The organism is Streptomyces sp. NPDC043680 (assembly GCF_056436685.1).
The window spans coordinates 38,500-60,437 of the sequence record NZ_JBWKCE010000025.1 but is presented as its reverse complement, the minus strand read 5'-3'; the positions used below and the strand labels follow the sequence as shown (position 1 = coordinate 60,437).

Below are 21,938 nucleotides of genomic sequence, written 5' to 3'. Positions count from 1 at the left end.
GTTCAGGACTTCCTTCGCTCTCCGTGGATCCCGGCCCCGGCCGACGCGGCCGGGGTCTTGACGTAGCCGAGGGACTCGACGATCAAACCGTCGCGTACCAGCACGAGACTGACGCCGCGGACCGAGTCGGCCGGTCCGTCGCCGAAGCGGTACCGCCAGCGGACCGTCGCCCGCTCACCGGTGACGACGACGGCCTCCGGCTCGAACCGACCCGCGCGGTCCTCGGCCAGTGACCGGCAGAATTCCAGGCACTCGGCGCGCCCTTCGTAGCGGGCCCCGTCGGGTGCCGGCTCCCTCGCCTCCATCACGCAGTCGTCGGCGATCAGCTCGGCGAGTGACGAGCCGTCATGGTCGAGGAAGGCGCGGTGGAAGCGGTGCACGACCTCGGCCGTGGTACGGAACATCATGTGGCAACCCCTCAGGAGCAGAACGGTCGGTCTGTCACCGGTTTCCCTGCCGAGAGCCGGCCGCCGCGTCCTCGACCGCGGCGGCCGGGGCGGGGATCGCGTGTTCCGCGGCGCGGCTGACGTGCTCCCATGCCGCCCAGGTGGTCATGCGCGTGCGGGCGATGTCGAACGCGAGGTCGTAGACCATGTTCCCGAGGAGGAGGCGCAGCGGCGGCTCGTCGCTGTCGACCAGCTTGAGCAGCGCGGCTGCGGCGAGCTTCGGGTCGCTGTCGACCGAGCCTTCGGCGAACTGTGCGGCCAGCTGCTCCCGCAGCGGCGCGTACGCCTCCAACGGGCTGGTGCTGTGCATGGCGGTGTAGAGGCCGGTCCAGTAGCCGCCGGGCTGGAGGATGCTCACCTTGGCCCCGAAGGCGGCAGCCTCCATGGCGAGGGCTTCGCTGAGGCCTTCCAGGGCGAACTTGCTGGCGCTGTAGAGCCCGGTGCTGGGGAAGCCGCCCAGGGCGGCGATGCTGGAGACCTGTACGAGGTGGCCGGAGCCCTGCTCGCGCAGGACCGGCATGACGGCCTGGCAGACCCACAGAGCGCCGAAGAAGTTGACGTCCAGTTGGGCGCGCGCCTCGGCCTCGGTGAACTCCTCGACCATGCCCATCGACAGCATGCCGGCATTGTTGACGACGATGTCGAGCCGCCCGAAGTGGCCCACCGCCTCGGCGACGGCGGCGAACACCGCGTCGCGGTCGGTGACGTCGACCCCGAGGGGCAGCACCCGCGCGGGATAAGCGGCCGCGAGTGCCTCCAGCGGGGCCACGGTGCGGGCGGCGACCGCGACCCGGTCGCCGGCCGTCAGCGCCGCCTCGGCGAAGGCGCGGCCGAGGCCCCGGCTGGCGCCGGTGATGAACCAGACGCGGCTGGTGGTTTCGGCTGGGGCGTGCATGTGCGGTACTCCTGTCCGAAGACGTGGTGTCGCTGTCGATCTTCCGACTCCCCGCCGCGCCCATCAACGTCGAAGATCAGTAGGATCCGATAACTCAGGCTTATGACGGGGGTCGGCAACACGTGGAAGTGCGCGACATCGAGATCTTCCTGACGCTGGCAGAGGAACTGCACTTCGGCAGGGCAGCCGCCCGGCTGCACCTCACGCAGGCGCGCGTCAGTCAGGTGATCAGTCGTCAGGAGCGGCAGTTGGGCGGTCTGTTGTTCGACCGCTCCAACCGCCGCCAGATCCGTCTGACCCCGCTCGGCCGGCAGCTGCGTGCCGACCTCCGGCCGGTCTACGCGAACCTGCGCGACAGCCTCGAACGCGCCCGGCTGGCCACCCGCGGCAAGACCGCACGCCTGCGCGTCGGCATGATGCCGTTCAACGTGTCCGACATGTACCCCTACTGGGAGACCTTCCGCTCCCGCCACCCCCAGTGGGAACTGCAGCTGCGCCGGGCACCCTACGTCGACCCGTTCGCCCGGCTGCGCGAGGGCGACATGGACGTCTTCCTCACCTGGCTGCCGGTGGACGAACCCGATCTCACCGTCGGCCCGATCCTCTTCCGCGATCCCCGCGTCCTGGCCGTCGCCGCCGGCCACGAACTCGCCGAACGGCACTCCGTCCCTTTCGAGGCCCTGGGCGACTTCGCCCATGCCATGCCACCCGACATGCCCGACTACTGGGAAGACGGCTACCTGTCGTTCCACACTGCCCGGGGGAAGCCGATCGAGCGAATCGAACAGGTCACCAACGCCGACGAGCTGATCCACCTCGTCGGCACCGGTGAGATCGTCCACCCCTTCCCCTCGCACGTCACCCGTTACTGGTCCATGTCGCATGTGCGCTTCGTCCCCGTCCCCGAGATGGGGACGATTCCCTACGCCCTGGTGTGGCGCAGCGACGCCGAGAACGACCTCATCCGGGCCCTCGCCCAGACAGTCCGCGACCTCGGCGTCCTGAACTTCTGACCTGCGCGGGCACCTGGTCGCTACGGCGTGCTGGTGAAGGAGCGGCGGTAGGAGCGGGGCGGGACTCCCCGGCGCCGTACGAACTGTTCGCGCAGCACGGCCGCGCTCGCGTAACCGACCCGGCGGGCGATGAAGCACAGGTCAGATCCCATCCTCAACGAGGCCGAAGCCTTCTGGGAACCCTTCCAAGAACGCGCGCCGTGCCGGGTCGGACTCGGCTTCGGCCATGGTTCCGAGCAGTTCGATCAACTCGTTCCGCTGGTCGCCTGACAGCTTGCTGACCATGTGGGCGACACCCTCGATGACCTAGACGGCGTCGTCCGGATCCATCTGCTCGTCTTCGCTGCCCTCGACGAACCACAGGACATCGACCAAAGCCTCGGCCAGGGCGTGAGAGTCGCCTCCGCTGAGCGCCTTGCAAGGCCACCCTGACCAGATATATCTTGAACGCGTTCAATTGAACGCGTTCAAGTGGGGGGATTGTGGTGGGGGAAACTCAGAGGGTGTCTGCCTGGCAATGGGGGTGGGCGTTGGCGGCGGTCGTGGCGGCAGGCGTGGCGGCGGTCCTCGGGCTCGTGATGGGCCGCTACCTGGCCGCCTTCTTCATCATCAGCGCGGCTGCGGTCGCAGTCCCGCTCCTGATCCGAGAGCAGCCGAAGTTGTTCGCCCGAGCTTGTCTCGTCGTCGGGGTGGGCCTGCTCGCCTGGGCGATAATCGGCGCCGCCATCGGCATGTTCCTGTTCATTCCCGCGGCCCTGTTACTGCTCGTCTCGGCCTTCGCGGCGGCCGACAACCGCCCGGGCGCATAGCTGGCCGTGACCGCGCCCATCGTGGCTGCGACGGTCGTGTCAGTGTTCTACCTCCAGCCGCCGAACCCGGAGAACGAACCGCCACCGTGGTGCAACGCAACACTGGACTTCAGCGCCCGGGTTCGCGATCGGGACTTCAACAGGGACTTCCATCAGCGCACGGAACGGCTGCGAGTCTTCGGCGCCACGCGGGTCGATGTCTATGAGCGTAGGACTGGTGTACTCAGCGTGGGGATACCCGAGGCCTTCGCAGAAGAGCAGAGCCGGGCCAGGCTCAAGGAGCAGATTTTGCAGCTATCAGAGGTCGTCGATCTGCGCTTGTGCACGTTCCACACCTGTGATTAGCGCGCCCTGCGCGGCGGGCAGGCGTCAGTCGCCCCGTTGCGACTGAGCGCGGAATGCGGGGTTCTGCCCACGTTTCCGTGAAGGCCGGGCCGGCGTCGGCCCCGAGTGCTTTGCTGCAATGATGTTGAGCGTGTTCAATTTCTGGTGACAACGGCTGTCCGATGAGGGATCATGATCAGCGTCTCTGTGGATTCATCCGGCGCCTGACCTCCTTGAGGGGAACGGGCCATTCGGCGTCAGCATCATGCAGCGCCGCGCCGAAATCCACGCAGCCCCTGGCTTCGAAGGAATACTGCTGGTGCGTCCTACTCGTGCGACGGTCCTGCTCACTGCGGGCCTCGTCACCGTCCTCGGCATACCGGCGATTTCCGCCGCCGAGCCTCCAACTGACCTGTTCGTGAACAACGGCGCGAACGCCAACTGCTCCGATACCGGCACCGGAACGCAGAACGCCCCGTTTTGCTCGATCCAGCCGGCGGCCAAGGCGGCCACGCCGGGCCAGACGGTGCGCATTGCGGCAGGCAGCTACGCCGGAGCCGTCACGATCGACCGCTCTGGAGAGCCGGGCAAGCCGATCACTTTCACCACCGAGGCCGGCAGCAGTTCGAAGGCGGTACTGGTCAACCTCCTGACCGTCGACGGCGCCTCGCACCTGGTGTTCCGTGGGATCAGGACGTTGCGTGGCACCAAGGTCGAGCGTTCCAGCGACATCACGATGGAGTCGTCCGAGTTCCCGGGCGCGCTCGTGATCGGTACGGGAAGCGCGGACGTACGTGTCAGCCGGAGCTACATCATCGATGCGCAGATCGGGGCCGGCGCCCAGCGCACGGTCCTTAACCGCAACAGCCTCCGCAACAGCAGTTCCCGGCCTGCGGTCGCCGTAGCGGACGCCGCCGGCACGGCCCTGGCCAACAACACCGTCATCACCTACTGCGGTGTGGGCATCTCGGTCAGCGGAGGTTCCACCGATTCATCGGTCTTCAACAACGTGGTTTACACCGAGAGTTCCCAGGCCTCCTGCGCGACGCCCGCAGCAGCGCGCCACGGTCTCCTGGTGGAGCAGAGTGCGGCGGCCGGCACCCGCGCCGACTACAACGTTCTCATGCATCAGCCCGATGTCGCGGCGGCTCCCTATAACTGGGCGGCCACCGACTACAAGACGCTCTCGGAGTTCCGGGCGGCGACCGGGCAAGGTCTGCACGATTTCGTGAACCCGGCGGACCGTAACGCCGCCCTCGTCGACTCCGCCGACGCAACGGCGCCGGGCGCGCTGGCCTCCCCCGACTTCGAAGGCTACGGCCCGATCGACGACCCCAACGTGGCCAACACCGGCAAGGACGGCGGATTCCTCGACCGCGGTGCCTACGAGGGCCACGACCGCCTGAGCGGGGTCACCATGTCGGTCGACCAGCCGTGGGCCCCGGTGGGCACCAAGGTGGAGGTGAAGGCCTCGTCGAACAGCCGCTGGCCCACCGCCATGTCGTACAGCGTGGACTTCGGCGACGGGAGCGCCCCGGTCGTCACCCGGCAGGGCGAGGCGGCCGAGGCAGTCGCCTCGCACATCTACAGCTCTCCGTGCGCGTGCGTGGTCAAGGTGACCGCGTCCAACGCCGCCGGGAAGAAGGTCTTCGCCGAGCAGCCGGTCAAGGTGACCGCGGCCGGTGCGCTGAGTGCGGCTTTCACCGCCGCGCAGGTCCTGCCCTCCTCGGGCAACCCGGCCGAGCGCATCTCCCCGCTGACCACCCGGGTCGACCCATCGGCCACCGCGGCTCCGTGGCCGCTGAGCCGCGTGGATGTGGACTTCGGTGACGGAACCATCAAGCAGCTCTCCGACCTGTCCCAGGTCACGCACACCTACCGGACACCCGGTGACTACAAGGTGACCCTCACCCTCCAGGACTCCAAGGGCACCACGGCCACCTCCAGCCAGACGTTCAAGGCCGACTACGCGGCGTCCGGGTACGTGGCAACCGAGCCGTTCCGGTTCTACGACAGCCGCAAATCCACCCCCTCCATGCCGGGTGGCGTCCCCCTCTCGATGCAGTTGCCCATCGGGCTCAACCGGCCGGAGTTCCCGCTCTCGGGCGGCATGTCCGCGGTCGTCCTCAACGTGACCGTCACCGGTGCTACTGAGGACACCCACCTCACCGTCTGGCCCGAGGGGCAGGACCGTCCCGCGACCTCGAACGTCAACGTCCTCGCCGGCCGCACAACCTCCAACACCGTCACTGTCCCCGTCGGCGGCTACGACGGAACCGTGATGCAGCTCAACTCCGGCTGGGCATCGATCATCGTGGACTTCGTGGGGTACTACCAGCCGAACCTCGGGCAGCGGTTCACCCCGCTCGCCCCGGCCCGGCTGCTCGACACCCGCGCCACCGGCGGCGCGCTGTCCGGGGGCAAGCCCCGCACCGTCAAGGTCGCCGGCGTCAACGGCATCCCCGCCGACGCCACCGCCGTCGCCCTCAACCTCACCGGGACCGGCGCCACGGAGAACGCGCACGTCATCGTCTACCCCGACCCGGCCAAGCGGACCGCCACCTCGAACCTGAACGTGGAGCCGGGCAAGGACAAGTCGAACCAGGCCATCGTGCCGGTCGGCCCGGACGGCACGATCACTCTCTTCACCAACTCCGGTTCCACGCATCTCGTGCTGGATGCGGTGGGCTACTACGGAAAAGACGGCAAGGCCCTCTTCCACCCGGCCGTCCCGAAGCGTCTCGCTGACACCCGCACCACGGGCAAGCTCGCCCCGGGCGCCACGACGACGGTCTCCGGCCTGCCGACGAACGCGCTGGGCGCGGTCCTGAACGTCACCGCAACCGACACCACCGGCCCGGGCTTCCTGACGGCCTACGCCTTCGGCGGCACACTCCCCGGCGCCAGCAGCCTCAACACGCTGCCCGACGTCACCGTCCCCAACCACGTGACCACCCCGCTCGGGTCAGGCAAGGTCAGCATCTTCAACAGCTGGGGCGGCAGCAACCACGTCATCACCGACCTTCTCGGCTACTTCACCAACTCGTAAACCACCGGGACCCACCCAACACAGCACCGCCGCCCCGACCCCCCTACACGACCTGCGGGGTCCAGGGCGGCGGTGCTGTGGTTACTGCGGCACGCTGGCCCGTCCATCGGCCAGCCCACCTGTGCCGCTGGTCGTCCGTACGATCTGCGGCCGCGAGCTGGCGACCGGCGCCGTGAACGGCATCGCCCCGGAACCGGCCGCCCACCGACCCGACGGCCCCAGCGACCTCCCGGCCCGCCCCCAGGCCCGCCCACCCTGCGGCGAGACACCGACCGGGCCACACGACGGGCACGCCCCAGGGTCGACGAGGCAGCGACCCACTGAACCACCCCCTGGTTGACGAGTAGGGAACGGTCCTCACCCGTCGTTCCGGGCGAACGTCCAGCCGATCTCGGTCTCGCCGTAATGCTCCCACCAGTGCAGGCCGCAACGTCCGATTGTTTCACCGGTGCGGCGCAGTTGCACCGCGCACAGTCCGTGACCACGCTGCGTCCACTGCTGCTGTATGTCGTGCAGGCGCGCTGTGGCTTGCTGCCGGGTGTATCCGCCGACGAACCGTTTGACCTCTTCGTCGGCGTGGAGCCGTACCCACTAGTCGACGTCGGTTTCGGTGAGTGGGCGCAGCGAGGCGTTCGGTGGTGATCACTGCGGGTCGGTCTCGGGCTGCTCAACATGAGTGTCTTCTTCGTCCTCGTCTACGGCGCATCCCAGTTGCTTCCGAGACGAACGTCGCCTCAACGGTCATGGCGGTGTCCCCGCTGACGATGATGCTCATCGCCTGGCCGCTGGCGGCCGAACTGCCCCGGACCGTCGGCCTGTGCGGCGCCGCAATCGGACTGGGCGGGGTGTGCCTCATGCTCCTCACCGGGACGGAAGGGGCGAGCGTGCCCGGTGTCCTCGCCTCGACCGCCGCCATGCTGGTATCGGCCTTCGGCCACATCCTGACCAAACGGTGGAGTGCCGGCGCCGACGTCCTCGCCTCCACCACCTGGCAGCTCACCGCCGGAGGCCTGTTCCTCCTCCCGGTCGCCGCGGCCGTGGAGGGCCCTCCGCCCATCCTCTCCACACCGCCGCTCCTGGCGTTCGGCTACGTCGCCCTGATCGCCACCGCGCTTGCCTTCGCCGCCTGGTTCACCGGGCTGCGGCACCTGCCCGCGGGGACGGTCGGACTGATCGGGCTGCTCAATCCCGTAACCGGCGTGCTGCTCGGCACCGCCGTCGCCGGAGAAGTGCTGACCCCCAGCAACTGTGCGGAATGGCCGCGATCCTGATCGGAGTCTTCCTCGGCCGGCCCAAGCGCGCGGGTGGACGCGACAAGGGAGCGGGTGGACGCGACAAGGGACAAGCACCTCCCCGCCCGGTATCCGGCGAGCCTCTCGCTCGGAGCGACACCGCAGTCGACCCAGGCGGCGTCTACCGCCACCCACCCTGTGCGCTTCCAACGGCTCCGCCTGGATGAGGGGTGTCGGACGTGTACCCCGGCTCGGTGAGGGGCCGACCGCAGCCCCCGGCTGAGCGCTGACCGAGGCCACCCGGCCCCTACGCCGGGGATGAAGACGACGGCGGTTTTCGCGCAGACTGCTGATTCCACGCTTTGCGCGGCTGCAACGTGGGCCCTGCGGAAGATGCCGGGTAGGACGGGTGTGCTGAGCCCCACCGAGTGGGTGAAGCCTGCACGTGGCTGCGGCCTCCTCCGCCACATCCGGCCCCCGGCGCCGGATGGTAGGACAACCATCCCTCGTGAAGGAGTCCCGATGCTCGAACTCAAAAAGTTCAAGAACCGCACCGAGGTTACTTTCGTCCTGCCCGCCGCCACCCCGCCCGGCCCGGTCAGCGTAGTCGGCGATTTCAACGACTGGCAGCCCTGCTTCGACACCCTTTTTCCCCGGGACGATGGCATGCGCGCGGTCACCGTCACCCTGCCGGTCGACAGTGTCCACTCCTTCCGTTATCTCGCGGCGGAAGGCCACTGGTTCGATGACGAACGCCCCGACAACCACGACGGTCGCAACTGCCTGGTCCACACCTGACCTCGCCGGACAGATCGCACGTGGTACAGGTCGCCATCTGCTGCGCTTCAATGGTTCAGAAAGATACGCTGCACGCCTGTTGTCCGGGGTGTGCCGTTACGCGCCTGCCGCGCCGAGCAAGCTTGGCACGCTCATCCCGTTTGGCGACGGTTGGGCACCCCGTCCGGTGGTCCCGGCAGTCGGCGGGGGCTGCGAGTGCCGGGAGCCTGCCGCGCAGACGGACTGAGACCGGGCATTTCACCGGTGCGCGGCGGAGCGCAGCCAGCATAGTCACCCGACGATCTGCCTGTAGCGCACGTAGCGCCCCTCCCGCCGGGCCGTGAGGAGCCCCGCCTGCCGCGGGAGGGCCACGTGGCGGGAGACCTCCGGTGGCGTCAGGTCCCGGGCGTGGGCCAGTTCGCCGTTGGTGTGCGGTCCGCCGGCCAGAGTGCGGAGCAGACACAGCCTGGCCGGGTGGGCGAGGGCCTCCTGGCGAAGGGTGACCGTTTCCAGGGAGACGGGCTCCGACGCGCCGGGCGCGTCCACCGGGTACTGGACCACCGGACCCTAGCTGGTTCGGGCAGGGCCCTTTAGGGCGGTCGGCGTTGGGAGTGTCTGGAGTTGTGGAAGAAGCCCGCTCCGCGTGCAACGGCAACCCGGGTCAGGGCGCGCTTCGGCTCACAGGCCGTGCAACGCCACCATGCCCCGCAACCCACCTGGCCCCCATATGATCCGGCCCGGTCCGAAAGCGGTCCCTTGCTGTCCGGGCTCATGGGCTGAGCCAAGCCACCTGCTCCAGTTCGTCCGCGAGCAGTGCCGGGTCGCGGGGGCCGATGTGCGGAGCCGCCAGCGACCGTACGCGGAAGGGGTTGCCCGGGGTGATCTCGTCGGCCTCCCGGATCATCAGGTCCTGGAGTGCTGGTGGGAGCGTACGGTCCTCGGTGAATCGCACGAACGTGCGCGGGATGCGGCCCCACTTGTGTGGCAGGCCGCGGCCGTCGCAGGCCCCGATCGCGGCCGACTCGTCCGGTTCGAGGATGTTGAGCATCGTCCGGACTTCGGTGTCGGAGTAGTCGGCGGCCATTGCCTCCTTGGCGAGCTGGAAGAACGCCGGGTCGTTGCTCCGCCAGTTGACCCGGGTGACCCCCAGCTCCGGCGGGGTCGGGACGGGAGCCATCTTGAATATGTAGCTCGTGGCTGCCTCTGGGGTCGCCATCAGCTCGCTCACCGAGGCCCGTTTCGCCGGGCACAAGGCCGAGACGTATACCAGGTGTGAGATCAGGTCGGGTACCAGGTCGGCCACCGCGTTCAGGGTGACGCCGCCCAGGCTCTGACCGGCCAGGACCACCGGGCCGTTGCGGTGCGCCCGCCGCACCACCGAGGCCACGTGTGCGGCGCAGTCAGCCAGGGTCGTCCCGGCGATGGGGGAAGGCTCCGTACGCAGCCGCTCCAGGTCCTGCGGCGCTTGGTACGAGAGCGGGAAGTATGCGCCGGGGCCGTGGCCGGGCAGGTCGACCGCGACCGCCCGCAGCCCGCGCAGACCGAGTTCGGCCACCACGGGGGACCATCCGTATGCGTTGCTGCCCGAGCCGTGGACCAGGACGAAAGTCACCGGGGTTTCACCCGAGCCAGTTAAGTTACTCATGAGTAGATCATATGGCTCTGCCGCTGGATTCGGCAGTACCTGGTGCACGGACACCAGCGTCGGTCTGCGCGACCAGCGCAGTGACCACCCTGTCCCAGGTGTCGCCACCGCCACCCCCTTCGGTATCCGATCTGGGAGTCACGGGCCGACCCGCACCCCCTGCGCGTCAGTCGGCGGCACACCGTGACCAACGATCAGACGATCTGGAGAGAGCGGCTACGCGTGGCCGGCCCCATCGGCCTTGCCGACAGCGGGCCACCAGGCGATCACTCGTGTGGCCATCGCTTCGGGTCGCAGGCCGAGAGGATCGAAATCCGAAGTAGACCTCCAGCTCGCGTCGTAGGAACTCACCCGTCTCCATGTGGTTGACGCCGCCACGGAGCCGCCGGAGCAAGGGGCGAGCATGCAGTCGTACTCGTCCTGCACGTCGTCGGCAGCGCCGATCGGACCCCACTCATTGAGCAGATGTCGCAGGGCGTCGCCCAGCCCGTTGACGGGCAACGCGTCGCTGCGCACGTCCTCAGAACCCAGCCAGGAAGGGCCTCCCTCCGCTGCCGGCCACAGGGAGCCCCTGTGATGTTCCGGATCCGGCACCTGAATGTGGTGGTAGCGGTTGGTTGCCAGCGGGTGACCGTACTTGCAGACGGCGGTTGGTGACGGTTCCGGCGGCCGTACGTGCAACGCTGGGGGTGCGGCCCCCGTCGCGCCCTGATGGCCAGGGCCGCACCCCCGTACGGCCGAACGTACGGGACGTTGTTCAGGCGAGCCCCCACCTTGCGGTAGTACAGGAACGGCGGCTGATCACTGGTTCGTGAACCAGCCTGCGATCCAGGCTGCAACCTGGATCAACAGGAAGACCGGCCGGCCGTTCCTCTCCCTCTCGGACGGATCGTCCGGGCGACGGTGCCGCCCACGGTCCCTTGGCATCGAACTCTCCCACCTTCCAGGCACTGGCCCCGGTTTCCAGTGCGCAATGTGCCGGGGAGGCAGGGGAGTTCAGTACGTCCACTCGTCAACATAGGTGACGGCGCGAACGAAACGTGGCGGACTTGTAGATATCCCCCAGCCCTGTGAGCGGCGGCCGAAATGGCCCGATGAGGAAACGGCCCGGCACGTGCTTGGGCCGCGGGCGAGGAGACTGGCGGCGGATGGGCCCTCGGCGCCATGGGCGCACAGCTGAAGGCCGTAGATGCTCCGAGTCATGCAGGGGCTCATCTTGAGGCAAGGTGGCCAGAAGTTCCGGCTCAGGCCTGACGCACACCGAGGGTGAGCGACTCGGCGCCGGAGGCTGGCTAAGCAAGGGGATCAGGCAAAGACGGCGCTTTCGGCCGCACCCCTTCACGCTTCCCGCTACCCTCCAGCACGGGCTGACATGACTTGCAGGGGGGGCGAGTTGAGCATCAATCGGGAACGTTTGGCGGAGATTGAGCAATCCATCCTGATTGCAGTGATTTTCGTTTTGTGTGTGATTCTCGCCTACCGGCTACTTGTATGGGTTGCCACCCATGCCCCTCTGGTGCGTCGGGCTTGGAGGGCCTGGAACGGCCGCACCGCGGAGCGGACGTTCCAGAAAGCTTCTGCTGCATTGCAGCACTTCGGGTTGGCTGACATGGCGACCGAAACACTGCGTTCGGCCGGGCAGACCGCTGCTGGCGAGATTCGATTACGGTTTCGGCTGCTGACGTTCGCCATTGGTTTCGGCGTAAGTGACTTGATTGTGGCCGTGATCAAAACGATCGAGACTGGACGGTCGGCCCCTGACCTTAGACCAGATGCGCTCATCCTTGCTGGTGTCTCTCTACCCTGTCTGGTATGGGCGGCGAATTACTCACCCGCTATCGCGAGATATCGCTTCCTGCTGGCGCTCCTGGCGGCGATCACTGCATGTGAAGCGGTCTCATCTGCAACTGGGGACGAGCGTCCCGGGGCTATGCTCCACCTCGACAGCGCGTGCTCAATCGTGAGGCGCCGAGTGCTGCGCGTTCATCGGATCCACGGCAGTATCGGACGGTTCTCTCATAGACGTCACGCAATCAAGGAGCATTCGGCGTTGGTGGTGGCAAGTCTTCAGCGTGCCGAAGACCAGATGGACTCGAAGGGTAATGCGGCGCTGTCAGATCTGGCCGCCCTCCTCGTCACGGTCGCCAATAACTACGCGGAGGGACGGATTGGCCGACTGCTTCCAGAACACCAGCTTCAGGACTTGGTCATTGCTGAGCGACGCGCAGGACTCCGTTTGGCAGCTGTGGTAGCGGTCACGGCAGGCGTCACCTGTGGCTGGCTACTGCTGGGCTTGCCCAGTGATGCAACACCAATCTTGGCCGGATCTACGGCAATCATCGCGTCCATCGTGGTCTATGGAGCGAAGGCAGCCATGTCTCGGGCCACTGAACTGCGCGGAATAATCGGACTTTAACGCTCTAGCCAAGCTTGATGGGGGATTTGCGGGACACCATGTCGCCTGCGGCCGGTGCAAACTGCAGAAGCGGCCGTAACCTGGGTTGGCGGCGCGGGGGCCGACTGCCTGGAGAACGCTGTGGCTCTGCGCAAGCTGATCACCGACGTATGGAGCTGGCTCGACTACAAGCCGGTCATGGCCGACCCCCGCCGGCTTGGCCGCAACGCTTGGTCCGAGCTCACGTCCTCGTGGGTCCCGCACGAGGACTGGCGGCGGTTGTCTGCGTACCGGGTGGCTGCCTACGACTCCAACCAGGCGGGCCAGGTCGCCGCGATCACCGGGGACGACAGCGCGGGCGCGGAGCGGCGGGAGCTCGGCGATGTGAGCAAGCTGATCGACAGCGCCCTGGGATACCTGCTCGGCTCGGAACAGACGATTATCGTGCCCGGCGCGGGGCAGGCCGCTGGTGAGGAGCCCGAAGGACATGCCGAAGCCGCCGCGGTGCAAGATCGCCTTCGGGCCTGGGCGGAAATGGAGCTCCTGCCCCTCCGCCTCCAGCAGGCCGAGCGCACAGCGATCCTCCTCGGGGACGCCGTCTACTCCCTCGCGGTTCGTGATCAAGGCCTAGGCGCTCCTACAGGAGGGTCGAGTACCACGTTGCCGTTTCTCCTGCTGGCCCTGATCGCCCTGCTGCCCGCCCGGCGCGCTCTTCGTCTACACGGTGGAGGCTTGCCTGGGGGGCTACGGGGGAGCAGTGGCTGACCGGACCATGCGATTCATCGTGGCCAGCACGCTGCTTTGGGTTCCGTGGGCCGTGAGCTCGCCCGGACCTTCAACCAGGCCGATTTGTGCCAGCGCGTCGCCGACGACACGGCGGCCTGGCTGAACGCGTCCTGGCCGACGCCGAGGACCAGCCGGGGATCACCGCCAGCCTCCTGGAAGGACTGCGCGTTCAGCGCTACGACATCACAGACCTCGCGGAACGCGCCGCACATCGCTACGCCAGCGACGTGCACGCCCATGTCGACTTCCTCAAGCTCCTGAGAGAGGAGGCCCCCCAGTCCCGCCGAACCGCCATCGACACCGCGATCGTCACCGCCCTCCTCGACGCCGCAGACGCCGACACGGCGTTCCGCCGCCATGACCTGCTGACCCGGGCCGCGACCGAAGCACGGGGCCAGGGACTCTCCGAACTGAGGGTGCGCGCCGAAATGGCCCTGCAACAGACCGATCCGGACTCCCTGGGATGGACCCGACTCAGCCGTCCCGTGGTGCTCCCGCGGGGGCTGTTCAACTGTGCGCGAGCCCACATCGACGCCGCCCCAGACTTGCGAGACGCCCTGTGGCGAACCGCGCAAGACACCCATCCGGCGATGCGCGAGCACGCCGACGACGCGCACGCGGTGGAAGGGCTGCTGCGGATTCCACGCACCCGTATCAACACCGCCGGCCCGGTCCAGGTCGCCCCGCCCGTCGACGCCGACGACAACCATGCCGTCGAATTGCAGGTCCTCGCGATGGACCTGCTCGGGCACCTCACCGCCGATCAGCTCGACCGCATCCACGAGCGCTTCGCACCCGACGACGCCGAGCTCATCGCCGCCCTGGCCCACGACAGCGTCCTGCCGGAGCCGCGCGCCCGAACCCTCGCCGACGCCTTCGGGTACTTCTGGCTGGGGGAGCTCGACGCGGCCGCGTGCATCGCCCTGCCCCAGGTCGAGCAGACCCTCAGACAGCTCCTGCGCTCCCGACTCCCGATCGTGTCCGTGGCGAAGGGGAAGACACCCGGCACCGTCGACCAGTTGGGCGGACTCATCCGCAACATGCCAGCCGCCGGCTATCCCGCGGACTGGAGCCGTGCCCTGGAACTTCTGCTCGTCGAACCCGACCGCGGCATGAATCTGCGCAACAACATCTGCCACGGCCTGATCGACACCCCGCCCAAGCACCGCGTCGCGCTCATCCTCCAAGCGGCGCTGTGCCTGCTCAGTTATGCCCACGGACATCGAACCCTCACCCCGCCCGCCCCCTGAGCGGCCAGCAAGGCTGAGCTCAAAGGGGCAGCACGACACCGGCATTGTCGGGGGGTGATTTCGTACGCCGTGATCGATCAGCCAGTGGCCGCCGCTGACTGCAACACCGACTTCTGCGACCGTGCGGGGACACGGGCCTTGACCCGCTTCAATGCCGCTGCTTGCCCGACGCCCCTCGGGTGGTGTCCTCCCGAGCGGCGTCATGATCTACGGTCTTTCCTTGCATCAGCAGGATCAGTTCAGCAACGGGGAAGTACGCACATGCGCAAAACAGCAACCCTCGCCGTCAGTCTGCTCGCAGCGGCGGCCCTGGTGACCGGGTGCGGCAGTGAGAAGAAGGACGCCGGCTCGGCCCAGGCGGGCGACGCCTCACCGAGCGCCTCGGCGACCGGCGAGGCAAAGGGCTCGTCCTCGGGGAAGAAGGGCGTTCCGCACCAGGTGGTCTTTGAGGTGGGCGGCACGGGCGCGGCCAAGGTCCTGTGGAACGGGAACACCAACCATTTCGAGGAGGTGACGCTGCCCTGGACGAAGACGGAGTCCATGCAGTTGGAGGGTGCCGAGCTGAAGGTCGGCGTCACGGTGTCGGTGGTGCCCGGCTCGGTCGAGGGCCCGGACGGGATGCTCAAGCCTGCACCGTGCACGATCAAGGTCGACGGCAAGCAGGTCGCTGACAACCAAGACGGCAAGTCGGCCAAGCCCTGCGAATACAAGCTCAAGGACTGACAGCCGGCCCTCTCACGCGCGCTTCGCCATCTTCCGGCAAGGCGTTTACGTATACTCCACAGCACCGTCGGGCGGATGCCCGCCCGACGGTGCGCTGAGGCCGGCTACCCGCCCCTCGGGCATGCAGGATTCGAAAGACGATCCCCCGCGGCACGAAGGTTGCCCGCCGACACTGACTGAGGGACGCCCTCAGCACAGGAGGCATGGACACGGTCCGGCGCACCAGAGACCTCCAGGGGTAGACCACGCTGGCGGACCGCCTGACGTCGTCCAGCAGCCGCATGCCATAACGCCGCACTGACCTGCGGCTAAGACCTTGCTCACGTTTCGGCGCGGCAACAGAGGCGGGCACGTCTGCCACAGCAACCAATGTCGTCACTTGTGCGTCGGAAACCACATGGGACGCGAATGGCTCTTCTCGCTCATACCGATGTTGATCGGCGTGAGCTTCCTCTGTGCTGGCCTGTATGGACGTCGCCGCGCCAGCGCGCTGCGGCGTACCGGAATTACTGCGGTAGGCCGAGTCGTGCGGCATGACACCAGGCGAGACGACGACGGAGCCAAGTACCACCACCCCGTGGTGGCCTGGACGACCCGGGACGGCCGCGACTGCACGTACCCCTCCAGCTTCGGCCGGGGCACCGTTCTCCACGGCTACGGCATCGGCAACTCCGTCACGGTCCTCTACGACGAGAAGAACCCCCGCCATTTCGAGATCCGAGGCTGGGACAATCCGTCGATCTACCTGGTATTCACCGTCGTGGGGGCGGCGCTCACAGCGGGCACCCTGTCGGTTCTCCTGGTCTTGCTGATCACTGCCTGATCACCTGGGGCGCCCGCCAGGAACCTTTAGTCCGGAGGCAAGCGGACACGTATAAAGACTTGTTGGCTCCCACTGTCATACCGCGCGCATTCCACACACCTGTAGCAGGTGACAGCGGATCTCACGCGGGAGTTGCTCGTGACCCACATCCTGACCCCGTACACGCCCCGGCAGCAGTGGGGCCTTCGCGCGACCGATACCGATCTTGCCCCGGTTGCCCTTCGCCAGATGGCCACGGGTGGGTCCGGGGAGACCGCCCGAGCCGAGCTCACCGACTCCGGGCACCTCATCCCGATGCCCGCGCCCGGACAGGCCCGAGGCGAGGCACGGGTCTTCCAGGCGCTCATCGTCGCCTACGGCCGCCACCGTCCCACCCTCACCGGCGGCCCGTTCGGCATCCGCAGTCTCACCCCCGCACCGACGAACTGGTGGTGAGGATCGCGCCCTCCCAGCTGGACCGGTGGATCGACGCCCTCGCCTACCGGCAGAGCGGATCCGGCGTCGCAGGCCTGCGCTGGGCCGGCCACCGGGACGGGATCGTCCTGACGCTGGCCGGAGCGAGGATGCTCCTCGCCGACATCAGCGAGACGACTTGGCGTGCTGCCCTTGGACGCCGCTCCGCCGACCAGAGCAGCCTGATGCCGCACTGGATCCCCCAGCTCCCCGGCGAGGCCGAGCACACCGCCGCTCAGGACGCCGAACTCGCGGGCGTCTGCGACCATCTCAGCGCCACCTTGCGCCGGATCCGGTTCGTCGGCCCGCTCACCCGCAGCAGCGGGCACGTCCACCTGTTCACCTCCCGCCACAGCGGCGAACTCCAGCTGATCGAGGCGTGCGAGGCCACCCCCACCGTCCTGCCGCTGTGGGCCTCCCGGTCCCTGCGCCTGCCCCTGGCCCTGTGGCCCGTCGGCCCGCTCCCCGGCGCCGGGCCCGGCGGATCCGCGCGCTGCCGTGCTCGACCTCCTCGCCGAGATCGAACCCGGCCACGCCCCCTCCCGCCCCACCGGCCACCGCGCCGCACGCGCCCTGTGCCACCTAGTGCTGTGACCGGAAAGGTCCACCGGGTCGCGCCGCCCGGCACGGCACCTCGCTGCGTTGTCGGACCGCGCAAGTACGTCCAGTACGAGCCGCGGGCCTCCGCCTTGCGATGCACCGCACCGGACAACGCGACCCGGCGAACCTTCCCGGCCACAGCACTAGCCGGACTGAGCACCGCGCCCGTTCCTGTCCAGGCCGCCGAGCACGTTCTCGACGTCGCCACCGACGTCCTCGCCGATCCCGCCCACGCCAGCGTGTACGCGGCCGGCGGCTGGGCAGGCAGCTGCCGCACGTACCCCGAAGGCACCGTCCACGGCACCGACCCCTGCGTCCCGCCCGGCGCCGAAACCGCCACCGACCTCCCCGAGGAAGCTCTTCACCGCGACGTCACCGGCAGCGTTCAGCAGGCCCGCACCCGCAAGGCAGCCAGGCAACAGGCCATGGCCGCCCTCATCGCCGTGCTCGCCGACCTGCCCGACCCACTGGCCGCTCGTGCGGTGCCGAACTGGAGCTGGGAGGCACCCGCCGTCCCGCTCCGGCCGCCGCTCCGGCCGGGGAAACCAACGCTGTCTCGGCCCTGAACGAGTTTCACCAGGCGGGTCACATCACCCGGCGCGACTACCGCCCCCCGACACCTTCTCCCACCGGCTTCGCAGCCACGGTCACCGCCGTGCACCGAGGCCGGCAACTCATCGGCGAAGGCACCGGATCCAGCAAGCGGCAGGCCCGTGCCGAAGCTGCCGACCGTCTCCTCAAAGCCCTGCAGAAGGCCCTCGCCGCCGACGAACCCCAGCCGCAGCCGGCACCCGAACCGGCGACCACACCCCTGCTGCCCGCAGCACCCGCCCCGCCCACCCTCAGCCAGGAGCGACCGCCCGCCCCTGTCCGCGAGTCCCGGTGACCTGTTCGCCGCGCACCGCGCGATCGAGCATGCCCTCGCCGACCGATGAGCACCCTTCCCAGGGCGACAAGGACGCCGCACCCACTCCCGAGGAGCTGCGCGAGCAGGTCGAGCACACCCGCGACGAGCTCGGCCAGACTGTGGAGGCGCTGGCGGTCAAGGCCGACGTCAAGGCGCAGGCCAAGGAGAAGGCGGCCGAGATCAAGGAGCAGGCCGCCGAAAAGGCCACCCTCGTCGGCGACCAGATCCGGGACAAGGCAGCGCACGCCGCTCAGCTGGTCAAAGACAAGACCCCCGACCCGGTCCTGGACAACGCAGCCCTGGTACGCGGCACCGCGACCCGGGCCGGACAGCTCGACGCCGAGAAGACCCCGGACCCGGTCCGCGAGAAGGCCGAGTCGGCCGCTGCCATGGCGAAGGCCAACCGCACCCGCCTGATCGCCGCAGCCGTCGCGTTCGTCGTCTTCCTGCTCCTGCGGCACAGCCGGAGGTGCCGGTGAAGGCATCCAAGATCGCCTACAAGCCGGTCGGCCTGGCTCTCGGCGCCGCGAGCGGCATGATCGCCGGCGCGGCGTTCAAGCAGGCGTGCAAAATGATCGGCCACGACGACGATGCCCCCAACGCCACCGACGAGCACCGCACCTGGCAAGAGGTCCTGATCGCCGCCGCACTCCAAGGCCACCTGGCGCCTCACCGGAACCTGGCCCGGCTGACACATTTGGCCGGCGCCGGTCCCCGCCCAGCGGACCGGCGCCGTCGGCCGTTTTCCCCGTAGCCGGAAATCATGGAAGGAAAGCCGTGGCCGCGCATCCCGGGCTGCACGCCGTCACCGCCGCCGCTCTCACCACCGCCGTCCTGGTGGCCCGATGGTGGGCGACCCGCACGATGCGGCAACAGCAGCACGGTCCCAGTGCCGCACGCGCCCCGTGGCGTCGGGCAACGCCCGCAGCCGCCGGCTCGGACACCGCGCACGAGCGCCTGGCTGTACTGCATGCCTCACTGCTCGACCCGGCCTTGAGAGAGGCAGACGCCTACCTCGAGCAGTACTGGAAGAAGATCAGGTCCCTCTACCCGCGCCACAGGGGACAAGCGCCGGATCCGTGAGACCGGCTGAGAAGCACGCGATGCGGGGCGGGAACAGCCAAGGCTCCCTGTGCGGCCGCGACCGAGACGCCACCGTCGACAGGGCGGTCACAGCACTCCGGCGGAGGCGCAACCAGAAGCGGGCGCGGCGCGTCTGCTGGGCAAGGCATCGCGCCCAGCATCTGCTTCGCGTCAGCCGATACGCTGCGTCTCGGCTCCGGGCTGGGCGGGCACGTTGGGCAGCGGAACGGTGCAGGACGCGCAGCGGCGGGCCTGGGCAGGGACGGGGCTGAGGCATTCGGGGCAGTCGCGCTTGGGTGCCTGGACGTCCTGGTGGGGGGCGAGGCGCTCGTGGAGCCTGTTGATGGGCAGGGCCACCAGGAAGTACAAGGCGGTCGCAAGGAGCAGGAAGCTGATCGCCGCGTTGATGAAAGCTCCGTACGGGAACTGGGTGGCGCCGAGCGTGAACGACTTGTGGCTCATGTCCCCGGCTACTCCCGTGGCGAGCCCGACCAGCGGAGTCAGGGACGCGCCGACGAAGCCGTTGACCACGGCGGTGAAAGCGGCACCGATGACGATGCCGACGGCAAGGTCGACGACGTTGCCGCGAAGGATGAAGCTGCGGAAGCCTTTCACCTGGGACTCTCTCCTCTGCAGACCCCTGCCATCAGGGTGGTGGGCAGGGGAGGGCCTACGGTGGCCGTTCCACTCCTTTCGCGGGGCCCGGCGTACGGTCGCCGATGTGCTCTAGTGGCGGGCACGCGGTCGCCGGTGCAGCGCAGCGGGCCGCGGCGCGAGGAGGAATCCCTCATACCGGCCGAGGGCGAGAACACCGGCAAGGAGTGCTCCGGGCAGGGCCAGCGCGAGCAAGGCGGTGGCCGGTGCCGCCGGGTCTGGCATCACGCGCCGGGCACTCCGGCGAGCGGGGCACCGGGAAGCACCTCGGTCAGAGGAAGATCGAGGGCGTGGGCGAGTTCGCGCAGCTCCTGATCGGTGGGGTGGATGGGGCCCGCCGTGCCGTCCTGGACGAAGACCCTGATGCGTGGGGTGCGGACACCGGTGCGGTCCGCGAGCGCCTGCACGCTGAAGTGTCGACGGCGCATGGCTGCTTCGAGATCGTGCGACAGGTCGGCCATTTCCCGCTCATGCCTCGCCCCCGGTACCTCATTCCGTGCCGGATCCGAGAACACCCCAATGCGCCTGCGTTCAGCGCGCCGCAGCAGAAAGACGCCTCGTCAGCGGTTTGGCGGCTGCGCAGAGACGGTTCAGGTCCTCCAGCGGGCGGGGCCTGGGACGAGGCACACATGGACGGGGCCGAGAGACGAGGCGAGCAGCGTGGGCGGGGCGGGCGATCGTCCCAGGCCCGCTTCGGCCCGAAGCCGCGGCGCCGCCCAAGACTGTCCGCTGGCCGTACGGCCGGGGGCGAGGGCCACGACCATGACAGGTCGTGGCCCTCGCCCCAGGCGGGAGCAGCACGGTGACACGCGGGTGAGGGGGACGCGCCGGTGATGCGTGAGGAGCTGGTCAGACGCAGATGCTGCCAGCGCAGACGCCCACCTTGACGGGCAGGACCACGATGCTGAACTTCTGCAGGTAGGTGTTGATGACGGCCGTCTCCAGGTTCAGCAGCTGGAGCGTGACCGGGGCGTTGACGTTGTTGTCCGCGACGTTGACCAGCGCGGCCTCGAGGTCGCTGAGCTGGGCGCCGGTCAGGACATTGATGTCGCCGATGTTCACGGTGGTGCCGTTGAGGACGTTGTTGACGGTGATCAGGCCGGAGCAGTTCACGGTGTGGTTCGGGCCGCCGCCCTGGTTGGAGCAGATGTAGCTGTGCGGGCCGCTGGCCGGGCTGTGCTGCTGTGCCGTTGCCGGCGCGACGGCCGCACCGGCCAGCGCTGCGGTCAGTGCGGTCGCGGTCGCGAAACGGGCAAGCTTCACAGTCGTCTCCTTCACGCTGGTCCACCGGCACGCGGTCCGGGCGCCCGTACGGATCGGGTTCTTGCGGGAACGAGGAAAGTCTTGAGGATCGGCCGGGCCGCCCCAAGGCGGTATCTAGTGCTCACAGCACTAGCTCCCCGGCAACGCCCGCCGTGCTACGCGGTCCGCCTCGTTGTCCGTGCAGCCCACAGCGGCTCGCAACTCGTGAGGCTCTGATAGCTGTACGTTACATTCCGGCTTGGGTTTTTATGTGCGCTCTGGATGTGCGCGGCCCCGTACGCAAAGGTCAGCTCTGTCGCGTGAGGCCGAGGGAGCCGCAGGGTCCCAGCCGAGTTCCCTCGTTCAACCACGTCCGAAAGTGCCACTACGGCGGAACGGGGGCACATGCCGGCTGCACCGTGAGGGCTGGGGCGGGGGCCACGTCCGGATCTCCGGCCACGGCCACCTCGCATGCGGCGGGCCGCAACCGCGGACCATGATGCGCACGTGCGTAGCGGCGCTCCCCGAGGTCCCGCTGTGACTCCGGAACGCCGAGGGCGTCGCACCCCCAGGGGGACGCCCTGTGCGATGGAGCGGGCGGGTGCTCTGCCTTACAGCTCCTCGTCGCGCACGTTTTCCTCGTCGCGGACCTGGTCGTCCTCGGGGCGAGGGGAGGATTCCTCGACACCCGGCTCGCTGGAGGGCTGGCCGGGGTGCAGGGGGTCGGGGCCGGGGCGTCCCAGGCGCTCCTGTTCCTCGCCGCGGCCTCGCCTCTGGCGCCTGCTGTGCTGACCTGCCATGACGGTGGCTCCCTTCGGCGCATGGACAGCGA

24 protein-coding genes and 4 pseudogenes are annotated in these 21,938 nt (G+C 68.7%); 16 read left to right on the top strand and 12 right to left on the bottom strand.

Annotated elements, in window-relative coordinates:
- Positions 1-2: 2 nt before the first annotated feature.
- Together AC0666_RS31375 and AC0666_RS31370 are read right to left on the bottom strand one after the other, a co-directional pair.
- Positions 3-407, bottom strand: coding sequence for a nuclear transport factor 2 family protein (locus AC0666_RS31375; protein WP_468974325.1), 405 nt, complete (start codon positions 405-407; stop codon positions 3-5).
- 34 nt (positions 408-441) lie between these two features.
- Positions 442-1,341, bottom strand: coding sequence for an SDR family NAD(P)-dependent oxidoreductase (locus tag AC0666_RS31370; RefSeq protein WP_478708865.1), 900 nt, complete (start codon positions 1,339-1,341; stop codon positions 442-444).
- A 128-nt stretch (positions 1,342-1,469) separates the two neighbouring features.
- On the opposite strand from AC0666_RS31370, the gene AC0666_RS31365 reads away from it, so the two are divergent.
- Positions 1,470-2,354: a LysR family transcriptional regulator gene (locus AC0666_RS31365; protein WP_478708864.1), complete on the top strand. Its 885-nt coding sequence runs from the start codon at positions 1,470-1,472 to the stop codon at positions 2,352-2,354.
- A 20-nt stretch (positions 2,355-2,374) separates the two neighbouring features.
- Here AC0666_RS31365 and AC0666_RS31360 read toward each other — a convergent pair.
- Positions 2,375-2,485: pseudogene (locus tag AC0666_RS31360) on the bottom strand (AraC family transcriptional regulator); the annotation flags it as partial.
- A gap of 10 nt (positions 2,486-2,495) precedes the next feature.
- On the bottom strand, positions 2,496-2,639 hold the full coding sequence (locus AC0666_RS31355; protein WP_478708863.1) for a hypothetical protein: 144 nt from the start codon (positions 2,637-2,639) through the stop codon (positions 2,496-2,498).
- A 218-nt stretch (positions 2,640-2,857) separates the two neighbouring features.
- Between AC0666_RS31355 and AC0666_RS31350 the strand changes: the two genes are divergently transcribed.
- The 3 genes from AC0666_RS31350 to AC0666_RS31340 all read left to right on the top strand — a co-directional run bounded on the left by AC0666_RS31350 (position 2,858) and on the right by AC0666_RS31340 (position 6,536).
- A complete protein-coding gene (locus AC0666_RS31350; protein ID WP_478708862.1) occupies positions 2,858-3,163 on the top strand; it encodes a hypothetical protein in 306 nt (101 codons plus the stop codon).
- A gap of 42 nt (positions 3,164-3,205) precedes the next feature.
- On the top strand, positions 3,206-3,508 hold the full coding sequence (locus AC0666_RS31345; protein ID WP_468974311.1) for a hypothetical protein: 303 nt from the start codon (positions 3,206-3,208) through the stop codon (positions 3,506-3,508).
- A 298-nt stretch (positions 3,509-3,806) separates the two neighbouring features.
- Positions 3,807-6,536, top strand: a complete 2,730-nt coding sequence (locus AC0666_RS31340; protein ID WP_478708861.1) for a PKD domain-containing protein — start codon at positions 3,807-3,809, stop codon at positions 6,534-6,536.
- Positions 6,537-6,893: 357 nt separating this feature from the next.
- Here the strand turns inward: AC0666_RS31340 and AC0666_RS31335 are convergent.
- Positions 6,894-7,061 (bottom strand): annotated as a pseudogene (locus tag AC0666_RS31335) (GNAT family N-acetyltransferase); the annotation flags it as partial.
- Positions 7,062-7,279: 218 nt separating this feature from the next.
- Between AC0666_RS31335 and AC0666_RS31330 the strand changes: the two are divergent.
- Positions 7,280-7,807 (top strand): DMT family transporter, encoded by a 528-nt coding sequence (locus tag AC0666_RS31330; protein ID WP_478708860.1) that lies wholly within the window; start codon positions 7,280-7,282, stop codon positions 7,805-7,807.
- Between the two features lie 483 nt (positions 7,808-8,290).
- Complete coding sequence (locus AC0666_RS31325; protein ID WP_468974305.1) at positions 8,291-8,566, top strand: early set domain-containing protein; 276 nt, start codon at positions 8,291-8,293, stop codon at positions 8,564-8,566.
- A gap of 270 nt (positions 8,567-8,836) precedes the next feature.
- On the opposite strand, the pseudogene AC0666_RS31320 reads toward AC0666_RS31325, so the two are convergent.
- The 3 genes and pseudogenes from AC0666_RS31320 to AC0666_RS31310 all read right to left on the bottom strand — a co-directional run.
- Positions 8,837-9,109 (bottom strand): annotated as a pseudogene (locus AC0666_RS31320) (ArsR/SmtB family transcription factor); the annotation flags it as partial.
- A 205-nt stretch (positions 9,110-9,314) separates the two neighbouring features.
- Positions 9,315-10,190, bottom strand: coding sequence for an alpha/beta fold hydrolase (locus AC0666_RS31315; RefSeq protein ID WP_478708859.1), 876 nt, complete (start codon positions 10,188-10,190; stop codon positions 9,315-9,317).
- A 216-nt stretch (positions 10,191-10,406) separates the two neighbouring features.
- The gene (locus tag AC0666_RS31310) at positions 10,407-10,706 is read right to left on the bottom strand and encodes a hypothetical protein (RefSeq protein ID WP_468974301.1); all 300 of its coding nucleotides are present in this window, start codon (positions 10,704-10,706) and stop codon (positions 10,407-10,409) included.
- A gap of 877 nt (positions 10,707-11,583) precedes the next feature.
- Between AC0666_RS31310 and AC0666_RS31305 the strand changes: the two genes are divergently transcribed.
- The 10 genes and pseudogenes from AC0666_RS31305 to AC0666_RS31260 all read left to right on the top strand — a co-directional run bounded on the left by AC0666_RS31305 (position 11,584) and on the right by AC0666_RS31260 (position 18,819).
- Entirely contained in the window at positions 11,584-12,606 is a 1,023-nt protein-coding gene (locus AC0666_RS31305; protein WP_468974299.1) for a hypothetical protein, read from the top strand.
- Positions 12,607-12,726: 120 nt separating this feature from the next.
- Positions 12,727-13,350 carry a hypothetical protein gene (locus tag AC0666_RS31300; RefSeq protein WP_478708858.1) on the top strand — a complete coding sequence of 208 codons (624 nt, stop codon included), beginning with the start codon at positions 12,727-12,729 and terminating at the stop codon, positions 13,348-13,350.
- Positions 13,351-13,436: 86 nt separating this feature from the next.
- Positions 13,437-14,621 carry a DUF4209 domain-containing protein gene (locus tag AC0666_RS31295; protein WP_478708857.1) on the top strand — a complete coding sequence of 395 codons (1,185 nt, stop codon included), beginning with the start codon at positions 13,437-13,439 and terminating at the stop codon, positions 14,619-14,621.
- A 261-nt stretch (positions 14,622-14,882) separates the two neighbouring features.
- A complete protein-coding gene (locus AC0666_RS31290) occupies positions 14,883-15,344 on the top strand; it encodes a hypothetical protein (RefSeq protein ID WP_468973925.1) in 462 nt (153 codons plus the stop codon).
- 526 nt (positions 15,345-15,870) lie between these two features.
- A complete protein-coding gene (locus AC0666_RS31285; protein WP_478708856.1) occupies positions 15,871-16,167 on the top strand; it encodes a DUF3592 domain-containing protein in 297 nt (98 codons plus the stop codon).
- A 138-nt stretch (positions 16,168-16,305) separates the two neighbouring features.
- Entirely contained in the window at positions 16,306-16,602 is a 297-nt protein-coding gene (locus AC0666_RS31280) for a hypothetical protein (protein ID WP_478708855.1), read from the top strand.
- Positions 16,599-17,786 carry a hypothetical protein gene (locus AC0666_RS31275; protein WP_478708854.1) on the top strand — a complete coding sequence of 396 codons (1,188 nt, stop codon included), beginning with the start codon at positions 16,599-16,601 and terminating at the stop codon, positions 17,784-17,786. Before AC0666_RS31280 ends, AC0666_RS31275 begins: the two co-directional genes overlap by 4 nt.
- Before the next feature lie 89 nt (positions 17,787-17,875).
- Positions 17,876-18,106: a dsRNA-binding motif domain-containing protein gene (locus tag AC0666_RS31270; protein WP_478708853.1), complete on the top strand. Its 231-nt coding sequence runs from the start codon at positions 17,876-17,878 to the stop codon at positions 18,104-18,106.
- Positions 18,107-18,135: 29 nt separating this feature from the next.
- Complete coding sequence (locus tag AC0666_RS31265) at positions 18,136-18,606, top strand: DUF3618 domain-containing protein (protein WP_478708852.1); 471 nt, start codon at positions 18,136-18,138, stop codon at positions 18,604-18,606.
- A pseudogene (locus AC0666_RS31260) lies at positions 18,603-18,819 on the top strand (DUF4235 domain-containing protein). The gene AC0666_RS31265 and the pseudogene AC0666_RS31260 overlap by 4 nt, the downstream one beginning before the upstream one ends.
- Positions 18,820-19,381: 562 nt before the next feature.
- Here AC0666_RS31260 and mscL read toward each other — a convergent pair.
- From mscL to AC0666_RS31240, 4 genes are all read right to left on the bottom strand, one after another.
- The gene (gene mscL / locus AC0666_RS31255; protein ID WP_478708851.1) at positions 19,382-19,825 is read right to left on the bottom strand and encodes a large conductance mechanosensitive channel protein MscL; all 444 of its coding nucleotides are present in this window, start codon (positions 19,823-19,825) and stop codon (positions 19,382-19,384) included.
- A gap of 263 nt (positions 19,826-20,088) precedes the next feature.
- Positions 20,089-20,325, bottom strand: coding sequence for an XRE family transcriptional regulator (locus AC0666_RS31250; RefSeq protein WP_468973919.1), 237 nt, complete (start codon positions 20,323-20,325; stop codon positions 20,089-20,091).
- Between the two features lie 388 nt (positions 20,326-20,713).
- Entirely contained in the window at positions 20,714-21,127 is a 414-nt protein-coding gene (locus AC0666_RS31245; RefSeq protein ID WP_478708850.1) for a preprotein translocase subunit TatB, read from the bottom strand.
- A gap of 590 nt (positions 21,128-21,717) precedes the next feature.
- Complete coding sequence (locus AC0666_RS31240) at positions 21,718-21,906, bottom strand: hypothetical protein (RefSeq protein ID WP_468973915.1); 189 nt, start codon at positions 21,904-21,906, stop codon at positions 21,718-21,720.
- Positions 21,907-21,938 lie beyond the last annotated feature (32 nt).